Origin of the sequence: Pandoraea sp., assembly GCF_041919235.1 — a bacterium.
In the GTDB taxonomy this organism is placed as follows: domain Bacteria; phylum Pseudomonadota; class Gammaproteobacteria; order Burkholderiales; family Burkholderiaceae; genus Pandoraea.
Map to the genome: position 1 here is coordinate 147,978 of NZ_JAYRUC010000006.1, position 16,526 is coordinate 164,503.

The 16,526-nt window shown below is 65.3% G+C and carries 16 protein-coding genes; 6 read left to right on the forward strand and 10 right to left on the reverse strand.

All coding sequences use genetic code 11. From position 1 onward, the window contains the following. Positions 1–54: 54 nt before the first annotated feature. Positions 55–1,011, forward strand: a complete 957-nt coding sequence (locus tag ACE3UG_RS06705; RefSeq protein WP_374621344.1) for a sterol desaturase family protein — start codon at positions 55–57, stop codon at positions 1,009–1,011. Positions 1,012–1,173: 162 nt separating this feature from the next. Here the strand turns inward: ACE3UG_RS06705 and ACE3UG_RS06710 are convergent, their stop codons facing one another. From ACE3UG_RS06710 to ACE3UG_RS06755, 10 genes are all read right to left on the reverse strand, one after another. Beyond that, positions 1,174–2,226: an L-threonylcarbamoyladenylate synthase gene (locus tag ACE3UG_RS06710; RefSeq protein ID WP_374621347.1), complete on the reverse strand. Its 1,053-nt coding sequence runs from the start codon at positions 2,224–2,226 to the stop codon at positions 1,174–1,176. A 3-nt stretch (positions 2,227–2,229) separates the two neighbouring features. After that, positions 2,230–3,423, reverse strand: coding sequence for a 5-(carboxyamino)imidazole ribonucleotide synthase (locus ACE3UG_RS06715; RefSeq protein ID WP_374621350.1), 1,194 nt, complete (start codon positions 3,421–3,423; stop codon positions 2,230–2,232). A gap of 39 nt (positions 3,424–3,462) precedes the next feature. Further along, positions 3,463–3,969 (reverse strand): 5-(carboxyamino)imidazole ribonucleotide mutase, encoded by a 507-nt coding sequence (gene purE / locus ACE3UG_RS06720; RefSeq protein ID WP_374621353.1) that lies wholly within the window; start codon positions 3,967–3,969, stop codon positions 3,463–3,465. 16 nt (positions 3,970–3,985) lie between these two features. Further along, entirely contained in the window at positions 3,986–4,891 is a 906-nt protein-coding gene (locus tag ACE3UG_RS06725; protein WP_374621355.1) for a phosphoribosylaminoimidazolesuccinocarboxamide synthase, read from the reverse strand. Between the two features lie 132 nt (positions 4,892–5,023). Then, complete coding sequence (locus ACE3UG_RS06730) at positions 5,024–6,517, reverse strand: hypothetical protein (protein ID WP_374621357.1); 1,494 nt, start codon at positions 6,515–6,517, stop codon at positions 5,024–5,026. A gap of 568 nt (positions 6,518–7,085) precedes the next feature. Beyond that, positions 7,086–8,150, reverse strand: coding sequence for a class II fructose-bisphosphate aldolase (gene fba, locus ACE3UG_RS06735; protein WP_374621360.1), 1,065 nt, complete (start codon positions 8,148–8,150; stop codon positions 7,086–7,088). A 122-nt stretch (positions 8,151–8,272) separates the two neighbouring features. Further along, complete coding sequence (pyk, locus tag ACE3UG_RS06740; RefSeq protein WP_374621363.1) at positions 8,273–9,706, reverse strand: pyruvate kinase; 1,434 nt, start codon at positions 9,704–9,706, stop codon at positions 8,273–8,275. Positions 9,707–9,939: 233 nt separating this feature from the next. After that, a complete protein-coding gene (locus ACE3UG_RS06745; RefSeq protein ID WP_374621365.1) occupies positions 9,940–11,145 on the reverse strand; it encodes a phosphoglycerate kinase in 1,206 nt (401 codons plus the stop codon). An 86-nt stretch (positions 11,146–11,231) separates the two neighbouring features. Beyond that, positions 11,232–11,555 (reverse strand): AzlD domain-containing protein, encoded by a 324-nt coding sequence (locus ACE3UG_RS06750; RefSeq protein ID WP_374621368.1) that lies wholly within the window; start codon positions 11,553–11,555, stop codon positions 11,232–11,234. After that, positions 11,552–12,352 carry an AzlC family ABC transporter permease gene (locus ACE3UG_RS06755; protein ID WP_374621558.1) on the reverse strand — a complete coding sequence of 267 codons (801 nt, stop codon included), beginning with the start codon at positions 12,350–12,352 and terminating at the stop codon, positions 11,552–11,554. The genes ACE3UG_RS06750 and ACE3UG_RS06755 overlap by 4 nt, the downstream gene beginning before the upstream one ends. A gap of 474 nt (positions 12,353–12,826) precedes the next feature. On the opposite strand from ACE3UG_RS06755, the gene ACE3UG_RS06760 reads away from it, so the two are divergent. The 5 genes from ACE3UG_RS06760 (at position 12,827) to ACE3UG_RS06780 (ending at position 16,403) form a co-directional block, all read left to right on the forward strand. Next, positions 12,827–13,024 (forward strand): zinc-finger domain-containing protein, encoded by a 198-nt coding sequence (locus ACE3UG_RS06760; RefSeq protein ID WP_374621371.1) that lies wholly within the window; start codon positions 12,827–12,829, stop codon positions 13,022–13,024. A gap of 111 nt (positions 13,025–13,135) precedes the next feature. Beyond that, entirely contained in the window at positions 13,136–14,161 is a 1,026-nt protein-coding gene (waaF, locus tag ACE3UG_RS06765) for a lipopolysaccharide heptosyltransferase II (RefSeq protein WP_374621373.1), read from the forward strand. 60 nt (positions 14,162–14,221) lie between these two features. Then, a complete protein-coding gene (locus tag ACE3UG_RS06770) occupies positions 14,222–14,677 on the forward strand; it encodes a nuclear transport factor 2 family protein (protein ID WP_374621376.1) in 456 nt (151 codons plus the stop codon). Positions 14,678–14,696: 19 nt separating this feature from the next. Beyond that, positions 14,697–15,728, forward strand: coding sequence for a YheT family hydrolase (locus tag ACE3UG_RS06775; protein ID WP_374621378.1), 1,032 nt, complete (start codon positions 14,697–14,699; stop codon positions 15,726–15,728). A 9-nt stretch (positions 15,729–15,737) separates the two neighbouring features. Beyond that, entirely contained in the window at positions 15,738–16,403 is a 666-nt protein-coding gene (locus ACE3UG_RS06780; RefSeq protein ID WP_374621382.1) for a DUF2946 family protein, read from the forward strand. Positions 16,404–16,526: the final 123 nt, after the last annotated feature.

Sequence of the window (16,526 nt, forward strand, 5' to 3'; positions counted from 1 at the left end):
CCAAGACGCGGGGGCACCGGTTCAGATGACCCCATCGTGAGGAGACGCGAGGTCATGAACGTCGAGTTGATTCTGCTGGCGCTCGCCCCGGTATTCGTGCTGTGCATCGGCGTGGAAGCCTGGTACTGGCGACGCCGCCGCCCCGGCATGTACAGCGTAAAGGACACCCTGAGCAACGCCACGCTCGCGCTCATGCATCAGGGTGCGGACAAACTGGCCTGGCTGCTCGTCGTGCCGTTTTATGCGTGGCTGTACGACCACCACCGTCTCTACACGATGCCGGGAGGATGGCTCGGTTTCCTGTTGCTCTTCGTCGTGCAGGACTTTCTCTATTACGTGTTTCATCGCGCCAGTCACCGTATCCGCTGGTTGTGGGCGGCGCACGTCGTGCACCACTCGTCGGAGCGGCTCAATCTGTCGACGGCGTTTCGGCAAAGCCTGATGTATCCCGTCGCCGGCATGTGGCTGTTCTGGACGCCGATGGCGCTGATCGGCTTCACGCCAACACAGATCGTCGGCGTGGTATTGCTCAATCTTGCCTTCCAGTTCTTCGTACACACGCAGGCGATTCCGAAACTGGGCTGGCTTGAATATGTGCTGAACACGCCGTCGATTCACCGGGCGCATCATGCCCGCAATCCTCGCTATATCGACCGCAACTATGCCGGGGTGCTGGTCGTCTGGGACCGCATGTTCGGCTCTTATGTCGAAGAGTGCGAAGCCGAGCCGTGCGAGTACGGCATCGTCGAGCCGATCCACACGCACAACCCGATCACGCTGACGTTTCACGAATGGCGAACGATGGTTCGCGACGTCGTCACGATGCCGGGCTGGCGCAACAAGGGGATGGCGCTGTTCGGGCCGCCTGAATGGCGACACGCGTGGCAGACGTCACAAGGGCCCGACGGGCAGGCCGTCGCGACGCCAGGGGCCGGATTACCTGGAAATGCGGACAGTGCAGGAACCGTGGGGGGCGTAGGCAGCGTCGGAGCATCGCGCAACACTCGCTGACGCTTCGCCGGGTCGGGTCTGGTCGGATCGAATCGCCACCGAGAGATGCAGGCTACGCGCACAGGAAATCCGCTACCGCGCGGCCGCGAAACTTACCGACCGCCGCCCATGCCGAGGCGTCTCGCAGGCGCGCGAGGCTGCAGAAGCAGCAGAAGCTGCAGGCTACGCGCGCTCGAACGCCGCTGCCGCGCGGCCGAGGCGATCGCCGACTGCGGCCCATGCGGGCGTGTCCGGCAGCCGCTCGAACAGAATGTGCGAGACGTTGGCGCGGTCGAGCCGGCGCAGCATCGCATAAAGGTCGGTCGCGAGGGCTGCGGGGGTGGGAGGCAGCACAATCTTCACGATATCGGTCGACGCTGAAATCTCGGCGGGCAGTGTCGCGAGCGTTGACCCGAACGCCGCCACCGCGACTCGCTCCCCGTCGGGGCGCACGGCCAGCGCCGGTGCGAATTGACCCGCATCGCACAGATACAGCGGTGTGCGTGGCGCGTAATGCGCCTTGAGCGTGCCCGACGCGCGCGGGGCATCGGCGTCGTGCATCGGCAGACGCGGCATCTCCCCCAGCACCTCGGCGATCTGCTCGGGCGTGATGTGCCCCGGGCGCAGCAGTGCCGGGAAACCGCGCGACAAATCCACAATGGTCGACTCGATACCGACGGCAGCCTCGCCACCATCGAGCACGTGCACGCTCACGCCCGGCAGTCCGGCGAACTCGTCGCGCACATGCTGCGCGGACGTCGGGCTCACCCGGCCGAAGCGATTGGCCGACGGGGCGGCGACACCCCCCTGCCCGCCCTTGATCCGGGCAAACTCGCGCAGCAACGCCTGCGCCACCGGATGCGACGGGCAGCGCAGCCCCACCGAATCCTGTCCGCCGGAGACGGCATCGGGAATATGCGGCGCGCGCTTGAGAATCAGCGTGAGTGGCCCGGGCCAGAAGGCGTCCATCAGCTTGCGCGCGGCAGGCGTGACGTGATCGCTCCAGTAGCCGGGGTCCGCTTCCGGGGAAAAGTGAACAATGACCGGATGATTGGCCGGGCGGCCCTTCGCGGCGTAGATGGCCGCGATGGCCACCGGATTCTGCGCATCGCCGCCGAGGCCGTAGACCGTTTCCGTCGGGAACGCGACCAATTCACCGGCCGCCAGTTGCTCGGCCGCCTGGGTGATCGCCTGGGCCGGCGGCATGACGATGTGCGGCGCTTGAGGCGAGGTCATCGCTCAGTCTTCCAGCGGGATATCGAGGCTCGCTGCGGCCGTCACGCATGCTTCGCGCGCTTCCTCCAGCGTCGCACCGGCAAACGTGATGTGGCCCATCTTGCGGCCCACGCGGGCGTCTTCCTTGCCATAGAGATGCAGACGTGCCGACGGCAGCGCCGCCACTTCGGCCCACGCCGGCGTGCGCGCACGCTGCTTGGCGTCACCCTCGAACCACACGTCGCCGAGTACATTGAGCATGACTGCCGGCGAGTGCTGACGGGTGTCGCCGAGCGGCAGACCGGCCATCGCACGCACCTGCTGCTCGAACTGGCTGGCAGCGCAGGCATCGATAGTGTAATGACCGCTGTTGTGCGGACGCGGCGCCATTTCGTTGGCGACGAGCGAACCGTCCGTAAGAATGAAGAACTCGACGCACAGCACGCCCACGTAACCCATTTCCGACGCAATCTTCGCCGCCGCAGCGCGCGCGGCATCGGCAACGTTCGGGGCGGCGTCGGGCGCAGGCACCGTCGTGGTGGCGAGAATCCCGTCGATATGCACGTTCTGTGCGAGCGGGTAGGTGGCCACCGCGCCGTCGGCACCGCGCGCGCTCAGCACCGACACCTCGAAGGCCAGCGCCAGACGCTTTTCCAGCACGCATGGCACGCCGCCGAGTGCAGCGTAGGCGTCGCGCGCCTCGGCGGCCGTACCCACGCGCACCTGCCCCTTGCCGTCGTACCCGAGCCGTGCCGTCTTCAGAATCCCGGGCAGCACGCGCTCGATCGCCGCGTCGTCAATCGCGGCGAGTGCCTCGTTCGATTCGATGACCAGATGCGGGGCCACCGGCACACCGCAGCGCTCGATAAAGCGCTTCTCCGCCACCCGATCCTGCGCGATGGCGACGCAGCGCCCGGCCGGGCTCACGATCGTGGAGGTGGCGAGGAAGTCGAGCGACTGAGCCGGCACGTTCTCGAACTCGGTCGACACGGCCGGGCACAGCGCGGCCAACTCGGTGAGCGCGGTCTCGTCACAATAATCGGCAACGATCAGGCGATCGGCCACGGCGCCGGCCGGACAGCGCGGGTCGGGGTCCAGCACGCACACCTTGTAGCCCATCGACTGGGCGGCAAAACAGAACATGCGGCCGAGTTGGCCGCCGCCCAGCATGCCCAGCCATTGGCCGGGAAGAACGGGCGCAGCAGAGGCAGAATTCATCTTCGTTGAGGCGCTGACAGTAGCAGGGACGTTCGTTTTTTAGAGCGCGGGCAGCGTCATGCCACGCGCCGCTTCGGTCTGCTTCGCGCGGAACGCTTCGAGCTTGCCGGCAAGCGCCTTGTCCTCGGCGGCCAGCATGGCGAGCGCGAACAATGCGGCATTCGCCGCGCCCGCCTCGCCGATGGCGAACGTGGCGACCGGCACCCCCTTGGGCATCTGGACGATCGAGAGCAGCGAATCTTCACCGCGCAGATATTTGCTCGGCACCGGCACGCCCAGCACCGGCACGGTCGTCTTCGCGGCGATCATGCCAGGCAGATGCGCGGCGCCGCCCGCACCCGCGATGATCGCGACGAGGCCACGCTCGCGCGCCGCCTCTGCGTAGCGGAACATGTCGTCCGGCATGCGATGCGCAGAGACGACCTGTGCCTCGTACGGCACGCCGAACTCGGCCAGTATCGCGGCCGCGTTCTTCATCACTTCCCAGTCCGAATTGGACCCCATGACTACGCCGATGCGCGGGGCCACAGCTTGTTTGTCGCTCATGTCGTCGATGCCCCGCTCAGGCCAGCGGCTGACCGGTCAGGCGCTCGAGCGCCTCGCGGTACTTGGCGGCCGTTTTCTCGACGACATCGTCCGGCAGCCGGGGGGCGGGCGGCGTCTTGCCCCACGGCTGGGTTTCGAGCCAGTCGCGCACGAATTGCTTGTCGAACGACGGCGGGTTGCTACCGACGGCGTACGAATCGGCCGGCCAGAAACGCGACGAATCCGCCGTCAGCACTTCGTCCATCAGGTGCAGCTTGCCGTTGTCGTCCAGACCGAATTCGAACTTCGTATCGGCGATGATGATGCCGCGTGTGGCCGCATACGCCGCCGCTTCCTTGTACAACCGAATCGAAATCTCGCGGATTTGCTCGGCCAGTTCGCGGCCAATGCGGCTCACCATCTCATCGAAGCTGATGTTCTCGTCGTGCTCGCCCAGCTCGGCCTTGGCCGCCGGCGTGAAGATCGGCGCCGGCAGTTGTTGGGCGTTTTGCAGACCGGCGGGCAAGGTCACGCCGCACACGGCGCCCGTCGCCTGATAGTCTTTCCAGCCGCTGCCGGCCAGGTAGCCGCGCACCACCGCTTCCACGAGGATCGGCTTGAGGCGCTTGACGACGACGGCACGGCCGGCGACCTGCGCGGCTTCGTCGCCCGAGACGACCGTCTCGGGGGCAATGCCCGTCAGGTGATTCGGCACGACGTGCCCGAGCTTGTCGAACCAGAAGTTGGCCATCTGGTTGAGCACCCGGCCCTTGCCCGGAATCGGCTCGCCCATGATCACGTCGAACGCCGAGAGGCGGTCCGTCGTCACGATCAGCAGCTTGTCGTCGCCGAGCGCGTAGTTGTCGCGCACTTTGCCGCGAGACAGGAGCGGCAGGCTCTTGAGGGAGGATTCGTACAGGGCGTTCGGAGCGGGGGTAGTCACGGCGGGACCCAATATCAGGAAGGGCAAAGGCGTAATTATACGCGCGTCGGCGGCCGATTCGCGAAGTTGTCGACCCGGCGCGTCGCCGGGCGCATTCACCACGCGCCCCCTGCTACCCCGACGCGCCCAGGCTCACTCAGGCCGGTGGAGGAACAGAGATTCCAGCCGCGCCTTTTCGGCCTCCTGGATCAGCAAGGCGACCACCGGAGCCCGCGAGACCGGGTTCGACAAGAACTCATTGTTTTGCAAGCACGCCCGATACCATCCGGCCACCGACTCTGCGTGGTAATACTTGTTGTCGCACATCAACCCGTAATCGTCGAACGACACGAGACGCACGGCCTCGGCGCTGTCCGGGTCGATATCCTCCTGCGAAATACGGTCGATGTGCCCGTCCATGTACGAGGGACTCAGGAACCTCACACCACTGAGCACATTGAGCTCGTCGCGCAGCCAGAGCAAGGCCATGCCGGCCGGCAAGCCCCCGGAGGCCAGCAGCGGCGCGACCGCTTCGAAGTTCGCCTCCAGAATATCGGCCGCACGGCGCCGACCGGCATCGGTCTGCCAGTCGGCGGCGGCGGACCCGCGCGCGTCGGCAAATTCCGGCAGACGTTGCCGGAGCAGGTGGACCTTGCGCTCCCAGCGCGGCTCGCCCCGCCCTGGGCTGCGCAGCATGTCGAGCAATCGCGCAAACTCGGCAATGAGATCGAAGCTGCGGGAAGCCGCATTGATATGGTGGTCGCTCGCCTCGGAACGCTGCGCGACCACCGTTGCGATGAGCGCGTTGCGCAGCCCGATGTCGCCGTGCTTGAGTTGCAGTGCCGCACTGGCGATCACCGCGCACGGCCGGGCAATGCCCCGCTCCGAACACACGAGTGCGATCTTGCCGGGGTTCTTGCGCATGAACTCCGCCACGCCCCGCCCTGCACGCCACAATACCTCGCGGGAAATCTCGGCGTCGAAGCGCTCCATGCCGGCGAATTCCATGAACTGCACGCGCGACAGACTGCCGTCGAGTTGGACAGGCGGCTGCGTCGCGCGCCCAGCACGAGTGTCGCGCTCAAGCCCGTCACGGCGTGCGACGCTGGCAATGTACTCGCTGATCGGACGCTCACTGTATCCCGGCGTGCGCGGCGCGGCCGACGGATCGTCGGATTCGGCAGACATCTGCATCGTTCCGGGTTCGACACAGAAAATCGCGCCGATCTGCGGGTGGGCCTTGAGTATGCGGGTGAGCACGTGTGCCTCGGCCGGAATGGCCGTCGGCCCGACGACGAACGGATGTCCGCCCAGCTCGATCAAACCGTAACGCGTGCATTCGTTGCCCATCCGGATCAATCGCGACGTGTTGACGTCATAGACGTCGGCCCACGCTTGTGCGTCCCTCTGCAGCGCAGCCCCCCATTCCGGCGCCGGATCGTAGCATCCCCAAAGCCGAATCGGCTTGCAAACGTCGGCGTTGCCTGGCGCGCGGTCGGCATCACGGCCGCGCCAGTCGGCGGCCATCGTCATCGTCGTTGTCACCGACGGTCCCGGCGTCGGCTCGTGCCGGGCGGCCGGCGCCAAGTCCCGCTGCACTCGCGACCCCGCGTGCGGCGTCTGAGGGCGGTTCGAGACGGACGTCATCGCGCTTGCCATGGGCGTGCTACGCGACGATGACCGCGACGACTCGTCGGAACTGGGACTGGACAACCCCAGACACCGGCCGAGGGACTTGGGAATGCAATTCGATGGCATCAATAACTCCGGTGGGCCCATTGACATGGGCGAGATGGGCGGGAGGCACCGGAGACTGACATGCGACGCCCTGCCGGACTTCGGAATTTGGCGGATCGCTGTCGCTTTGCACCGCCGCAGCCATGTGCTTTGGCGCTTCACCCTCGACCGGAGATTGTCTGGAGAACGAAACGATGGCCTCGATCGTCGATGGCAAGTCGATGGCAAGTCGATGGCGTGGCGTGTCGATGGCGTGGCAATACCGAGCGCCACGATCCGCGCAGCGCTCGGCGGCAAGTGCCCTTTGCCGAGGCCCAAAAAGAAAAGGCCCGGCTTTTGCTCCAGCGTGCGCTGTCAAAAGCCGGGCCTGCGACCCGGGCGTCGCGGATGTCCGACGGGCTTGGCCCATCGACACCCCGCCGCCCGGGTCGGGCAGCGGCCATGCGGGACAAGCCCCGCGTGGCCGCGATGCGTCCGATTACTTCACGATCTGTGCGAGATCGCCGCTCTTGTACTTCTCGGCCATCTTCTCGAGGGCGACCGGCTTGATCGTGCCCGCCTGCCCTTCGCAACCGAACGACAGATAGCGCGCCTTGCAAACCAGCTTGGCGGCTTCGCGGGCCGGCTTGAGGTAATCGCGCGGGTCGAACTTGCTCGGGTTTTCGAACAGATAGCGACGAACCGCGCCGGTCATGGCCAGACGGATGTCGGTATCGATGTTGATCTTGCGCACACCGTGCTTGATACCTTCGACGATCTCTTCGACCGGCACGCCATACGTTTCTTTCATGTCGCCGCCGAATTCGCGAATCTCCGCGAGCAGTTCCTGCGGCACCGACGACGAACCGTGCATCACGAGGTGGGTATTCGGAATGCGACGGTGAATTTCCTTGATGCGGTCGATGGCGAGAATATCGCCCGTCGGCTTGCGGCTGAACTTGTAAGCGCCGTGCGAGGTACCGATGGCGATGGCCAGCGCGTCGCACTGCGTCTGGTGCACGAAGTCGGCCGCCTGATCGGGGTCGGTCAGCAGTTGCTCGCGCGTCATCGTGCCGTCGGCGCCATGGCCGTCTTCCTTGTCGCCCTTCATCGTTTCGAGCGAACCCAGCACGCCCAGTTCGGCTTCCACCGTCACGCCGATATAGTGCGAGAACTCGACCACCTTCCTCGAGACTTCGACGTTGTACTCGTAGCTGGCGACCGATTTGCCGTCGGCTTCGAGCGAGCCGTCCATCATTACGCTCGAGAAGCCGCTCTTGATCGCAGCCATGCACACGGCCGGCGACTGGCCGTGATCCTGATGCATCACCACCGGGATGTGCGGATAGGCTTCCACGGCCGCCGAGATCAGGTGCCGCAGAAACGCTTCGCCAGCGTACTTACGGGCACCGGCCGAGGCCTGCATGATGACCGGCGCACCGACTTCGTCGGCGGCGGCCATGATCGCGGAAACCTGCTCCAGATTGTTGACGTTGAAGGCCGGCAGACCGTAGCCGTTTTCGGCGGCATGGTCGAGCAGCTGTCGCATAGAGACTAGGGGCATGATGTTCTCCTTGGAATCACAAAACTAAGCAAATCTTTCCTCGATCCAGAGGCGCCCCCTCATGACGACGGCTCGCGGGCGGCGCGGCGCGCGCGCCTCGCCGCACTCGCGCGGCCCCTTCGTCATGCGTGGCCCACCTGGACAATCTTCAACGTATTGGTACCACCGGGCTGCCCCATCGGCTCACCCACGGTCAGCACGATGGTGTCGCCGTGCTTGACCACCCCGCGCGAGAGCAGCAGTTGCTCGGCCTGCTTGAGCGCCTGATCGCGATCGAGCGTGGCGTCGGCGCGCATCGCGTAGACGTTGCGATACAGCGCCATCGTCCGGTGGCTGCCGAGCTGCGAGGTGAGCGCAAAAATCGGCACATGGATCTTGTGGCGGGACAGCCACAACGCGGTCGCCCCCGACTCCGTCAGGGCCACGATCGCTTTCGCGCCAAGATGATACGCGGTAAACAGGGCGCCAGCGGCAATCGTTTGGTCAATGCGCGTAAAAGTTTGGTCAAGCCAGTCGCGGTCGAGTTCCACCGACTCCGAGCGCTCGGCTTCGACGCAGATCGCCGCCATCGCCTCGATCGTCTCGACCGGATACTTGCCCGCCGCGCTCTCGGCGGAGAGCATCACGGCGTCGGTGCCGTCGAGCACCGCGTTGGCGACGTCCGACACCTCGGCGCGGGTGGGCACCGGATTGTGGATCATCGACTCCATCATCTGCGTGGCCGTGATGGTGAGCTTGTTCATCTCGCGCGCGAGCTTGATCATGCGCTTTTGCAGGCCCGGCACTGCCGCGTTGCCCACTTCGATGGCCAGATCGCCACGGGCGACCATGATGCAGTCCGACGCCGCCAGGATTTCCTCCAGCGCAGGGATGGCTTCCGCACGCTCGATCTTCGCGATCATGCGCGGCTTGATGCCGTAGGGCTCGCCGGCCACGTTGGCCAGGCGGCGCGCCATTTCCATGTCGGTCGCGTTCTTCGGGAACGAGACCGCGACATAATCGGCGCCCAGCGCCATCGCAGTCTTGATGTCGTCCATGTCCTTGGCCGTGAGCGCCGGCGCCGTCAGCCCGCCGCCCTGGCGGTTGATGCCCTTGTTGTTGGACAGATCGCCGCCGACCTTCACGGTCGTATGGATCTCCTGGCCGTTCACGTGATCGACGATCAGCACGATCAGACCGTCGTTGAGCAGCAGCACGTCGCCCGAACGCACGTCGCGCGGCAGTTCCTTGTAATCGAGCCCGACACGCTCGTCGTTACCGATCTCGCAGTCGGCGTCCAGAATGAACTTGGCACCGGCCGCGAGCGTCACCTTGCCGTTCTCGAACTTGCCGACGCGAATCTTCGGCCCCTGAAGGTCGGCCATGATGGCCACTTCGCGGCCAGCCGCCTTGGCGGCCGCGCGCACCATTTCGGCGCGCTCGATGTGATCCTGTGCCGTGCCGTGCGAGAAGTTCAGCCGAACAACGTCGACGCCGGCGGCGATCATGCGCGAGAGCACTTCCGGCGTGCTCGATGCCGGACCGATGGTGGCGACGATCTTGGTGGAGCGGTTCATTACATCCATCTCTTCATCCTCTTTTGGTAACAGCGCGTTCGACATTGCTGGCGCTTAGAGGTTTGTAGCGCATTTAGGCCGTCGTAGGTTAACCAAAAAGTTCGTATTGTCCGTACGAAATCGTTTGATTCGATCTCTGACGTTCGCAATAAGCCGATCAAAATCGCGCTATCGACGCGCATTTCGGTTCGCCTGACCGGCCTGCGAGCCCCGCTCCACCTGGCTTTGTGCAATCAGTTCGCTTCGCGCGCGCGTTGTTGAAGCACGTCGACGGCAGGCAGTGTCTTGCCCTCGAGAAATTCGAGAAAAGCGCCGCCGCCGGTCGAGATGTAGCTGACCTGATCGGCAATGCCGTATTTGGCGATGGCGGCGAGCGTATCGCCGCCGCCGGCGATGGAGAAACCCGGGGCGGCGGCAATGGCGCGCGCCAGCGTCTCGGTGCCGTGACCGAATTGGTCGAATTCGAACACGCCGACCGGGCCGTTCCACACGATGGTGCCTGCACCCGCCAGTTGCTGGGCAAGCTTGGCGGCCGTTTGCGGACCGATGTCGAGGATCATGTCGTCGGGGGCCACGTCGGCAGCCGCCTTCACGCTCGCTTCGGCCGTGGCGCTGAACTCCTTGGCGCACACGACATCCGTCGGGATCGGCACCGATGCACCGCGGGCCGCCATTGCGTCGATGATGGCGCGGGCTTCACCGACCAGGTCGGCCTCGGCGAGCGACTTGCCGATCGGCAGGCCGGCGGCCAGCATGAACGTGTTGGCAATGCCGCCGCCCACGATCAGGTGGTCGACCTTGTCGGCCAGCGACTTCAGAATGGTGAGCTTGGTGGAGACCTTGGAGCCGGCCACGATGGCCACGAGCGGGCGCGCCGGGGCGTTCAGCGCCTTGCCGAGCGCTTCGAGTTCTGCGGCGAGCAGCGGGCCGGCACAGGCGACCGGCGCGTACTTGGCCATGCCGTGCGTTGTGGCTTCGGCCCGGTGGGCAGTGCCGAACGCGTCGTTGACATACACGTCGCACAGTCTGGCCATCTTCTGCGCCAGTTCGTCGTTGTCTTTCTTTTCGCCCTTGTTGACGCGGCAGTTCTCGAGCAGCACGACCGTACCCGGCGCCACCTCGAAGCCACCATCGACCCAGTCGGCGATCAGCTTCACGTTGCGTCCGAGCAGTTCCGAGAGGCGTTGCGCGACGGGCGCAAGCGAGTCGGCGGGCTTGAACTCCCCTTCCGTCGGACGGCCGAGGTGCGAAGTGACCATCACGGCCGCACCGGCGTCGAGCGCCATCTGAATGGCCGGCACCGACGCGCGAATACGCGTGTCTTCCGTGATACGGCCCTCGTCGTCTTGCGGCACGTTCAGATCGGCACGAATGAAGACACGTTTGCCGGCGAGGCGGCCCTGGGCGATCAAATCGGTAAGACGTACGACGGAAGCCATGAGAATCCGGAATAGAAGGTGGGAAAAACATGCATTTTAACTGATCCGACCGCCCGGATGCCCATTTTGGACAGCGAGGGTTCCACCTACAGGAACAGGCGTCCGAGCGTATAGACGATCATGCCCACCCCGATCATCTCGATCATGTTGCGCCGCCAGACGAACCAGCCGGTGGCGGCCACGGCGGCCGCCAGCTTGTGGTTATGCCAATGCAGCGCGAACTGATGATCGATCAGAAACACCTCAGGCACCACGATCACGGCAAGCGCCGCTGCCGGGGCGTAGCGCAGCGCGCGTTGCAGGCGCTGCGGCAGCGTCACGCGCTCGCCCCCGAGCAGGAAGAATGTGCGTGTGAGGATAGTGACGGCGGTCATCGCCACGAAGGCGAACCAAATTTCGACGGGGGTCATGAGCGTCGCTCCCCGGGGGGGCTCGCCTGCGCACCGTCGCGCGACGCGCCATCGGGCGGGGCCGTGTGCGGGCTGGCCAGCGCAAGCCGCTTTGCATGACGCGCGGCAAGTTCATCGCACACCATGCCGGCCGCAAGCGCCCCAAGGACGCCGAGCACGAGATTGAGCCGATAAGGCAGATCGAACGCGAACAGGCCGATCACGGACGCGAGCGTGACGGCCAGCATCGTCGAGCGACTGCTGATCGTGTGCACCATCATGGGAATGAGGGCAAGCGTACCCGCGAATGCAAGGCCCCAGCTATCGGGCACCAGCGCGCCAAGCATGATGCCGAGCATCGAGGACACGTGCCAGACCGCCCAATTGGTGAGCGTAATGCCGTAATACGTGCCTTCCTTGCCGGGCACATAGCCGGTCGCGAACTTCTGATTCATGAACATCACGAATCCGAGATCGCCGTTCAAATACCCGAGCACGATGCGCCGGGGCAGCGACAAATAAGAGAAATGCGGCTGGAGCGCGGCGCTGAAGATCACAAAGCGCAGATTGACGATGGCGACGGTGAGCAGAATGGTCCACAAGGGCATGCCGGCCGCGAACAGCGGCAAGGAGGCCAACTGCGCCGACCCGGCGTAGAGCATCAGGCTCATGCCGAAGGCTTGCGGCACGGTCAGAATCGATTTGCCCATGGCGACCCCGGTCACGAGTCCCCACGAGAAGATCGCCGGCATAAGCGGCGAGATGATACGGAAACCGGCCGCGAACCCGTCACGTTCGGCGGCTGGCAGACGAAGCATTGGCATGGTCGGTTTGGGGGGCGAGCACCGAAGCGTTCGGCACAGTGTCTGGCGTTGCGGGGCAAAGCGGTCCCGACGGCGCCCGGCACGCCCAAGGTGGCCGCAAGCGGCCACAACGTCCGCCAGGGTTGCCGGAGTGTCTCCTGAATATATTCATCATTGGCGGCGAACGACAGGCCATTATAGCCAGGGTAAATGTTTGCTTACTACGCCGTGCACGCCTATCAGTACGTTTTCTGCGGCCGCAATACCCGAGGTGTCGCGTACGCGCCACGCGGGGGGCAGCCAAGGTGACACGAACGGGCATCTGGCATGGCTGCGGTCGTTGCGAGCCATCCGCAAAGGGCTGCGGCTGCTTTACAATAGCGACTTTTGGTCAGCGGCCAGTCGTCCCCCGTTGTCTTCCGTTGTGTCGTTAAGGGCGCCTGCCTTGCAATCCCCAAAACCCCGAATTCCCATCACGGTCCGAATCCCATGAGCGAAGTCAAACAAATGCCGGTCGTCGAAGTCGGCGCGGAAGATCTGCCGGTCCATTGCCCGAATCCGAAGATGGAAGCGTGGAGCGCCCATCCGCGCGTGTTTATCGATGTGACGCATGGCGAAGCGGCCTGCCCGTATTGCGGCACGCGTTATCGCCTCAAGGCCGGCGTCACGCTCAAGGGCCACCACTGAGCCGCGTGATGCTGCCCCGACCGGCGGGCCGCAGCGCGCAGTTGTCGCGCTACGCCGCCCGGTTACCTCTGCGTATCTTTGCTACGCTTAACGTATAGAGTCTCCGCCACGATGCATAAAGCCTTGGTGATCGCCCCCAACTGGATTGGGGACGCGCTGATGGCGCAGCCGTTGTTCACCCTGCTCAAGCGCCTGCATCCGCGTCTGACGATCGACGCGATCGCGCCCGGCTGGGTCGCCCCGGTACTGGAGCGCATGCCGGAGATTTCGCGCGTCGTCGCCACCGACCTCGCGCACGGCAAGTTGCAGCCGCTCGAGCGCTACCGGCTCGCGAGCGTGCTCGCCGACGAGGGTTACGACGCCGCCTACGTGCTGCCGAACTCGCTGAAATCGGCGCTGATTCCGTGGCTGGCGCGCATTCCGTTGCGCATCGGCTACAAGGGTGAGCAGCGCTACGGCCTGCTCAACGTGCGTCACGCCAATCCGCGCAAGGACGAGCGCCCGCCGATGGTGCACCATTACGCGGCGCTCGCGTTCGCGCCGGGGGCCAAGCTGCCCGAAACGCTGCCCACGCCGCGAATCGACGCCGATCTGAACGAGTCAGCCCGTGTGTACGCGCGCTTCGCGCTCGATCTGCGCGTACCGCTCGTGGTGTTTTGTCCGGGCGCCGAGTTCGGGCCGGCCAAGCGTTGGCCGCCCGGTCACTTCGCGCAGCTCGCCCAGTTGGTGCGCCGCTCGTTCCCGTATGCGCAGATCATTGCGCTCGGCTCGGGCAAGGATGGCGCGCTGGCGCAGCAAATCGCGGCCGACGCGCCGTTCGTGCGCAATCTCTGCGGACAGACGTCGCTGGCCGAGGCGTGCGCGCTATTGGCGCGCGCGAATGCGGTGGTGAGTAACGATTCGGGCTTGATGCACGTCACGGCGGCGTTGCGCCGCCCGCAGATTGCCTTGTTCGGTTCGTCCGATCCGCGCCACACGCCGCCGCTGTCCGACCAGGCGCATGTCCTGTGGCTACAATTGGAATGCAGCCCGTGTTTTGCCCGCGAATGTCCGCTGGGCCACACGCGCTGTCTCAACGAGCTGATGCCCGAGCACGTGTTCGCGAATCTGCGCAACATACTGCTCACGCAGCGCTGATCCGGCACCCGGCGGTGCCGTCGTCAGCCCGATTCCGGTCACACTCAACGGTAACTCCTCATGCCACGCTTTGTCCGTCTGTTCGATGCCGCCAGTGAAACCATCATGGCCTTTTATGACGCGCTGCGCCGGGGGCAGACGGATCGCGCCATGTCGCTCTGGGCGAACGAGGATTTCGTCAGCTATATTCGTCCCGACGGCACCCGCTGGGACGGTCTGGAGCAGATTCGCAGCGGTTTGGTCGCCCAATTCACGCAAAGCGTAGTGCTCATCGATTCGCTCGACACAACCGAGTACGACACCGTCGGCACGGTCGTGCACACGGCGACCGAAGCGATCCGTGTCGGCACGGAAGACGCCAGTCAGACGACGGCCCAGCTCATCCACACAACGTATGTGCTGGTGCACGAGCAAGGCGACTGGCGCTTCGCCCACATCCACTCCAGCCCGTTGCCGCCGCATGCCGTCGAGCAGTTCAGCCTGATGATGCATGCGCGCCCGGACGGGCTGCACTGAGCACAGGCACGTAACGACGATGACGGCGCGCCCCGCGACGTTCCTTCCCCAGGACTACCGGCCGCCGCGGTGGCTGCCGGACGGGCACAGTCAGACCATCTACCCCGCGCTGCTGGGCTGTCGCCCGTCGGTCGAATTCCGGCGAGAGACATGGGAGACGCCCGACGGCGACTTCGTCGATGTCGACTGGCTGGTCTCGCCACCCGCAGCGCACAAGGCGCCGCCCGCGCCTGAAGGGCTCGTTGAAACGCCGCTCGTCGTCCTGTTTCACGGCCTGGAGGGCAGCTCGGGCAGCCACTATGCCCGCACCCTGATGCGTGAAGTCGAGGCCCAGGGCTGGCGCGGCGTGATTCCTCACTTTCGCAGTTGCAGCGGCCGCATGAATCGCGCGCCCCGCTTCTATCACTCGGGCGACAGTACGGAAGTCGACTGGATGCTGCAACGATTACGCGCGAACACATCGGGCCCGATCTTCGCGGCGGGGGTGTCGTTGGGCGGCAATGTACTGCTGCGCTGGCTGGGCGAGCGCGAGGGACACGCAACGCAAGTCGTGAGCGCTGCGTGTGCGATTTCGGCGCCGCTCGATTTGCGGGCGGGCGGGCTGGCACTCTCGCATGGGTTCAACATGGTGTACACGCGCAACTTTCTGGGCACGCTCAAGAAGAAGGCACTCGCCAAGCTGGACCAGTACCCCGGACTTTACGACCGCGATCTCATGATGGCCGCGCGCGATCTCGGCGAATTCGATCACGTGGTGACGGCACCGTTGCACGGCTATCACAGCGCGTTCGACTATTACACGCGCGCGTCGAGCAAGCCGATTCTGCCGGCCATCGAAGTGCCGACGCTGGTCATCAATGCGCGTAACGATCCGTTCCAGCCCGCCAACGTGTTACCTGGCGGCGACGATGTCGGGCGCTGCGTGCGGCTCCTGCAACCCCCGCACGGCGGCCACGTCGGCTTCATGAGCGGGCCGTTTCCGGGCCGCATGACGTGGATGCCACGCACGGTGATCGACTACTTCCGTCAATTTTTGCCGACTGCGGCCTGAGGGTGACTTATGGATGAAATCGTTCGACAGGCGATGGCCAAATGGCCCAACGTGCCGCATTGCTATGGGTGGCTCGCGCTCGATCGTCGTGGGCAGTGGCGCATGCGTGACGACGCGGCTCAGGCGGCGGGCGCGCCCGGCGATCCGATTCGTCATGCCGCGCTGGTCGCGTTCATCGCGCGCAACTACGCCTGCGACGATGCCGGGCGGTGGTATTTCCAGAACGGGCCGCAACGCGTGTACGTCTCGCTCGCCTATGCGCCGTTTGTGGTGCGGCTCACGTGGGATGCTGCCGCGAACGGCGGCCGCGGTGCGCCGGTGCTGACCGATCAATTGGGGCGTGTGTTCGTACCGCAGGCGTGTCTGCTCGATGAAGACGGGAATGTGGCGTTCGTGGGGGCCGCATCCGGTGCGCAAGGGGGTGTCGCGTCGAGCGAAAAAGCGCCGCTCGCCTTGCTGCACGATCACGACATCGATCTGCTGACGCAGGTGTCCGATCTGGCGCAGGCGTTCGAGGTTGCACAGACGTCGGACGACACCGCTGACGCCAAGGGCGCGGTGCGCCTGCATTGGCGCAATGGCGACGCACTGCCCTTCGCGACGGTGCATGCCGGCACCCTGCCGCAGACCTATGGATTCGAACGCAATCCGCAGGCGGACGTCTCGAGGACATGAGCGGTCAAACCGCGACACCCCGGCGCGCTTGTTGCGCTTGTTGCGCTTCGTCGAACGCGTCGGGATCGCGGTCGGTATGGAACCACTCGACACCGTCGCGTTCCACATGCCAAGGCAGGACGC

Bases quoted from the DNA above. Each gene is read 5' to 3' on its own strand.
- ACE3UG_RS06775 (WP_374621378.1), top strand. From the start codon at position 14,697: ATGACGGCGCGCCCCGCGACGTTCCTTCCCCAGGACTACCGGCCGCCG.
- ACE3UG_RS06750 (WP_374621368.1), bottom strand. From the start codon at position 11,555: ATGACCCCCGTCGAAATTTGGTTCGCCTTCGTGGCGATGACCGCCGTC.
- ACE3UG_RS06730 (WP_374621357.1), bottom strand. From the start codon at position 6,517: ATGACGTCCGTCTCGAACCGCCCTCAGACGCCGCACGCGGGGTCGCGA.
- purE (WP_374621353.1), bottom strand. From the start codon at position 3,969: ATGAGCGACAAACAAGCTGTGGCCCCGCGCATCGGCGTAGTCATGGGG.
- ACE3UG_RS06745 (WP_374621365.1), bottom strand. From the start codon at position 11,145: ATGGCTTCCGTCGTACGTCTTACCGATTTGATCGCCCAGGGCCGCCTC.
- fba (WP_374621360.1), bottom strand. From the start codon at position 8,150: ATGCCCCTAGTCTCTATGCGACAGCTGCTCGACCATGCCGCCGAAAAC.
- ACE3UG_RS06715 (WP_374621350.1), bottom strand. From the start codon at position 3,423: ATGAATTCTGCCTCTGCTGCGCCCGTTCTTCCCGGCCAATGGCTGGGC.
- ACE3UG_RS06755 (WP_374621558.1), bottom strand. From the start codon at position 12,352: ATGCTTCGTCTGCCAGCCGCCGAACGTGACGGGTTCGCGGCCGGTTTC.
- ACE3UG_RS06770 (WP_374621376.1), top strand. From the start codon at position 14,222: ATGCCACGCTTTGTCCGTCTGTTCGATGCCGCCAGTGAAACCATCATG.
- ACE3UG_RS06710 (WP_374621347.1), bottom strand. From the start codon at position 2,226: ATGACCTCGCCTCAAGCGCCGCACATCGTCATGCCGCCGGCCCAGGCG.
- ACE3UG_RS06705 (WP_374621344.1), top strand. From the start codon at position 55: ATGAACGTCGAGTTGATTCTGCTGGCGCTCGCCCCGGTATTCGTGCTG.
- ACE3UG_RS06760 (WP_374621371.1), top strand. From the start codon at position 12,827: ATGAGCGAAGTCAAACAAATGCCGGTCGTCGAAGTCGGCGCGGAAGAT.
- ACE3UG_RS06780 (WP_374621382.1), top strand. From the start codon at position 15,738: ATGGATGAAATCGTTCGACAGGCGATGGCCAAATGGCCCAACGTGCCG.
- pyk (WP_374621363.1), bottom strand. From the start codon at position 9,706: ATGAACCGCTCCACCAAGATCGTCGCCACCATCGGTCCGGCATCGAGC.
- waaF (WP_374621373.1), top strand. From the start codon at position 13,136: ATGCATAAAGCCTTGGTGATCGCCCCCAACTGGATTGGGGACGCGCTG.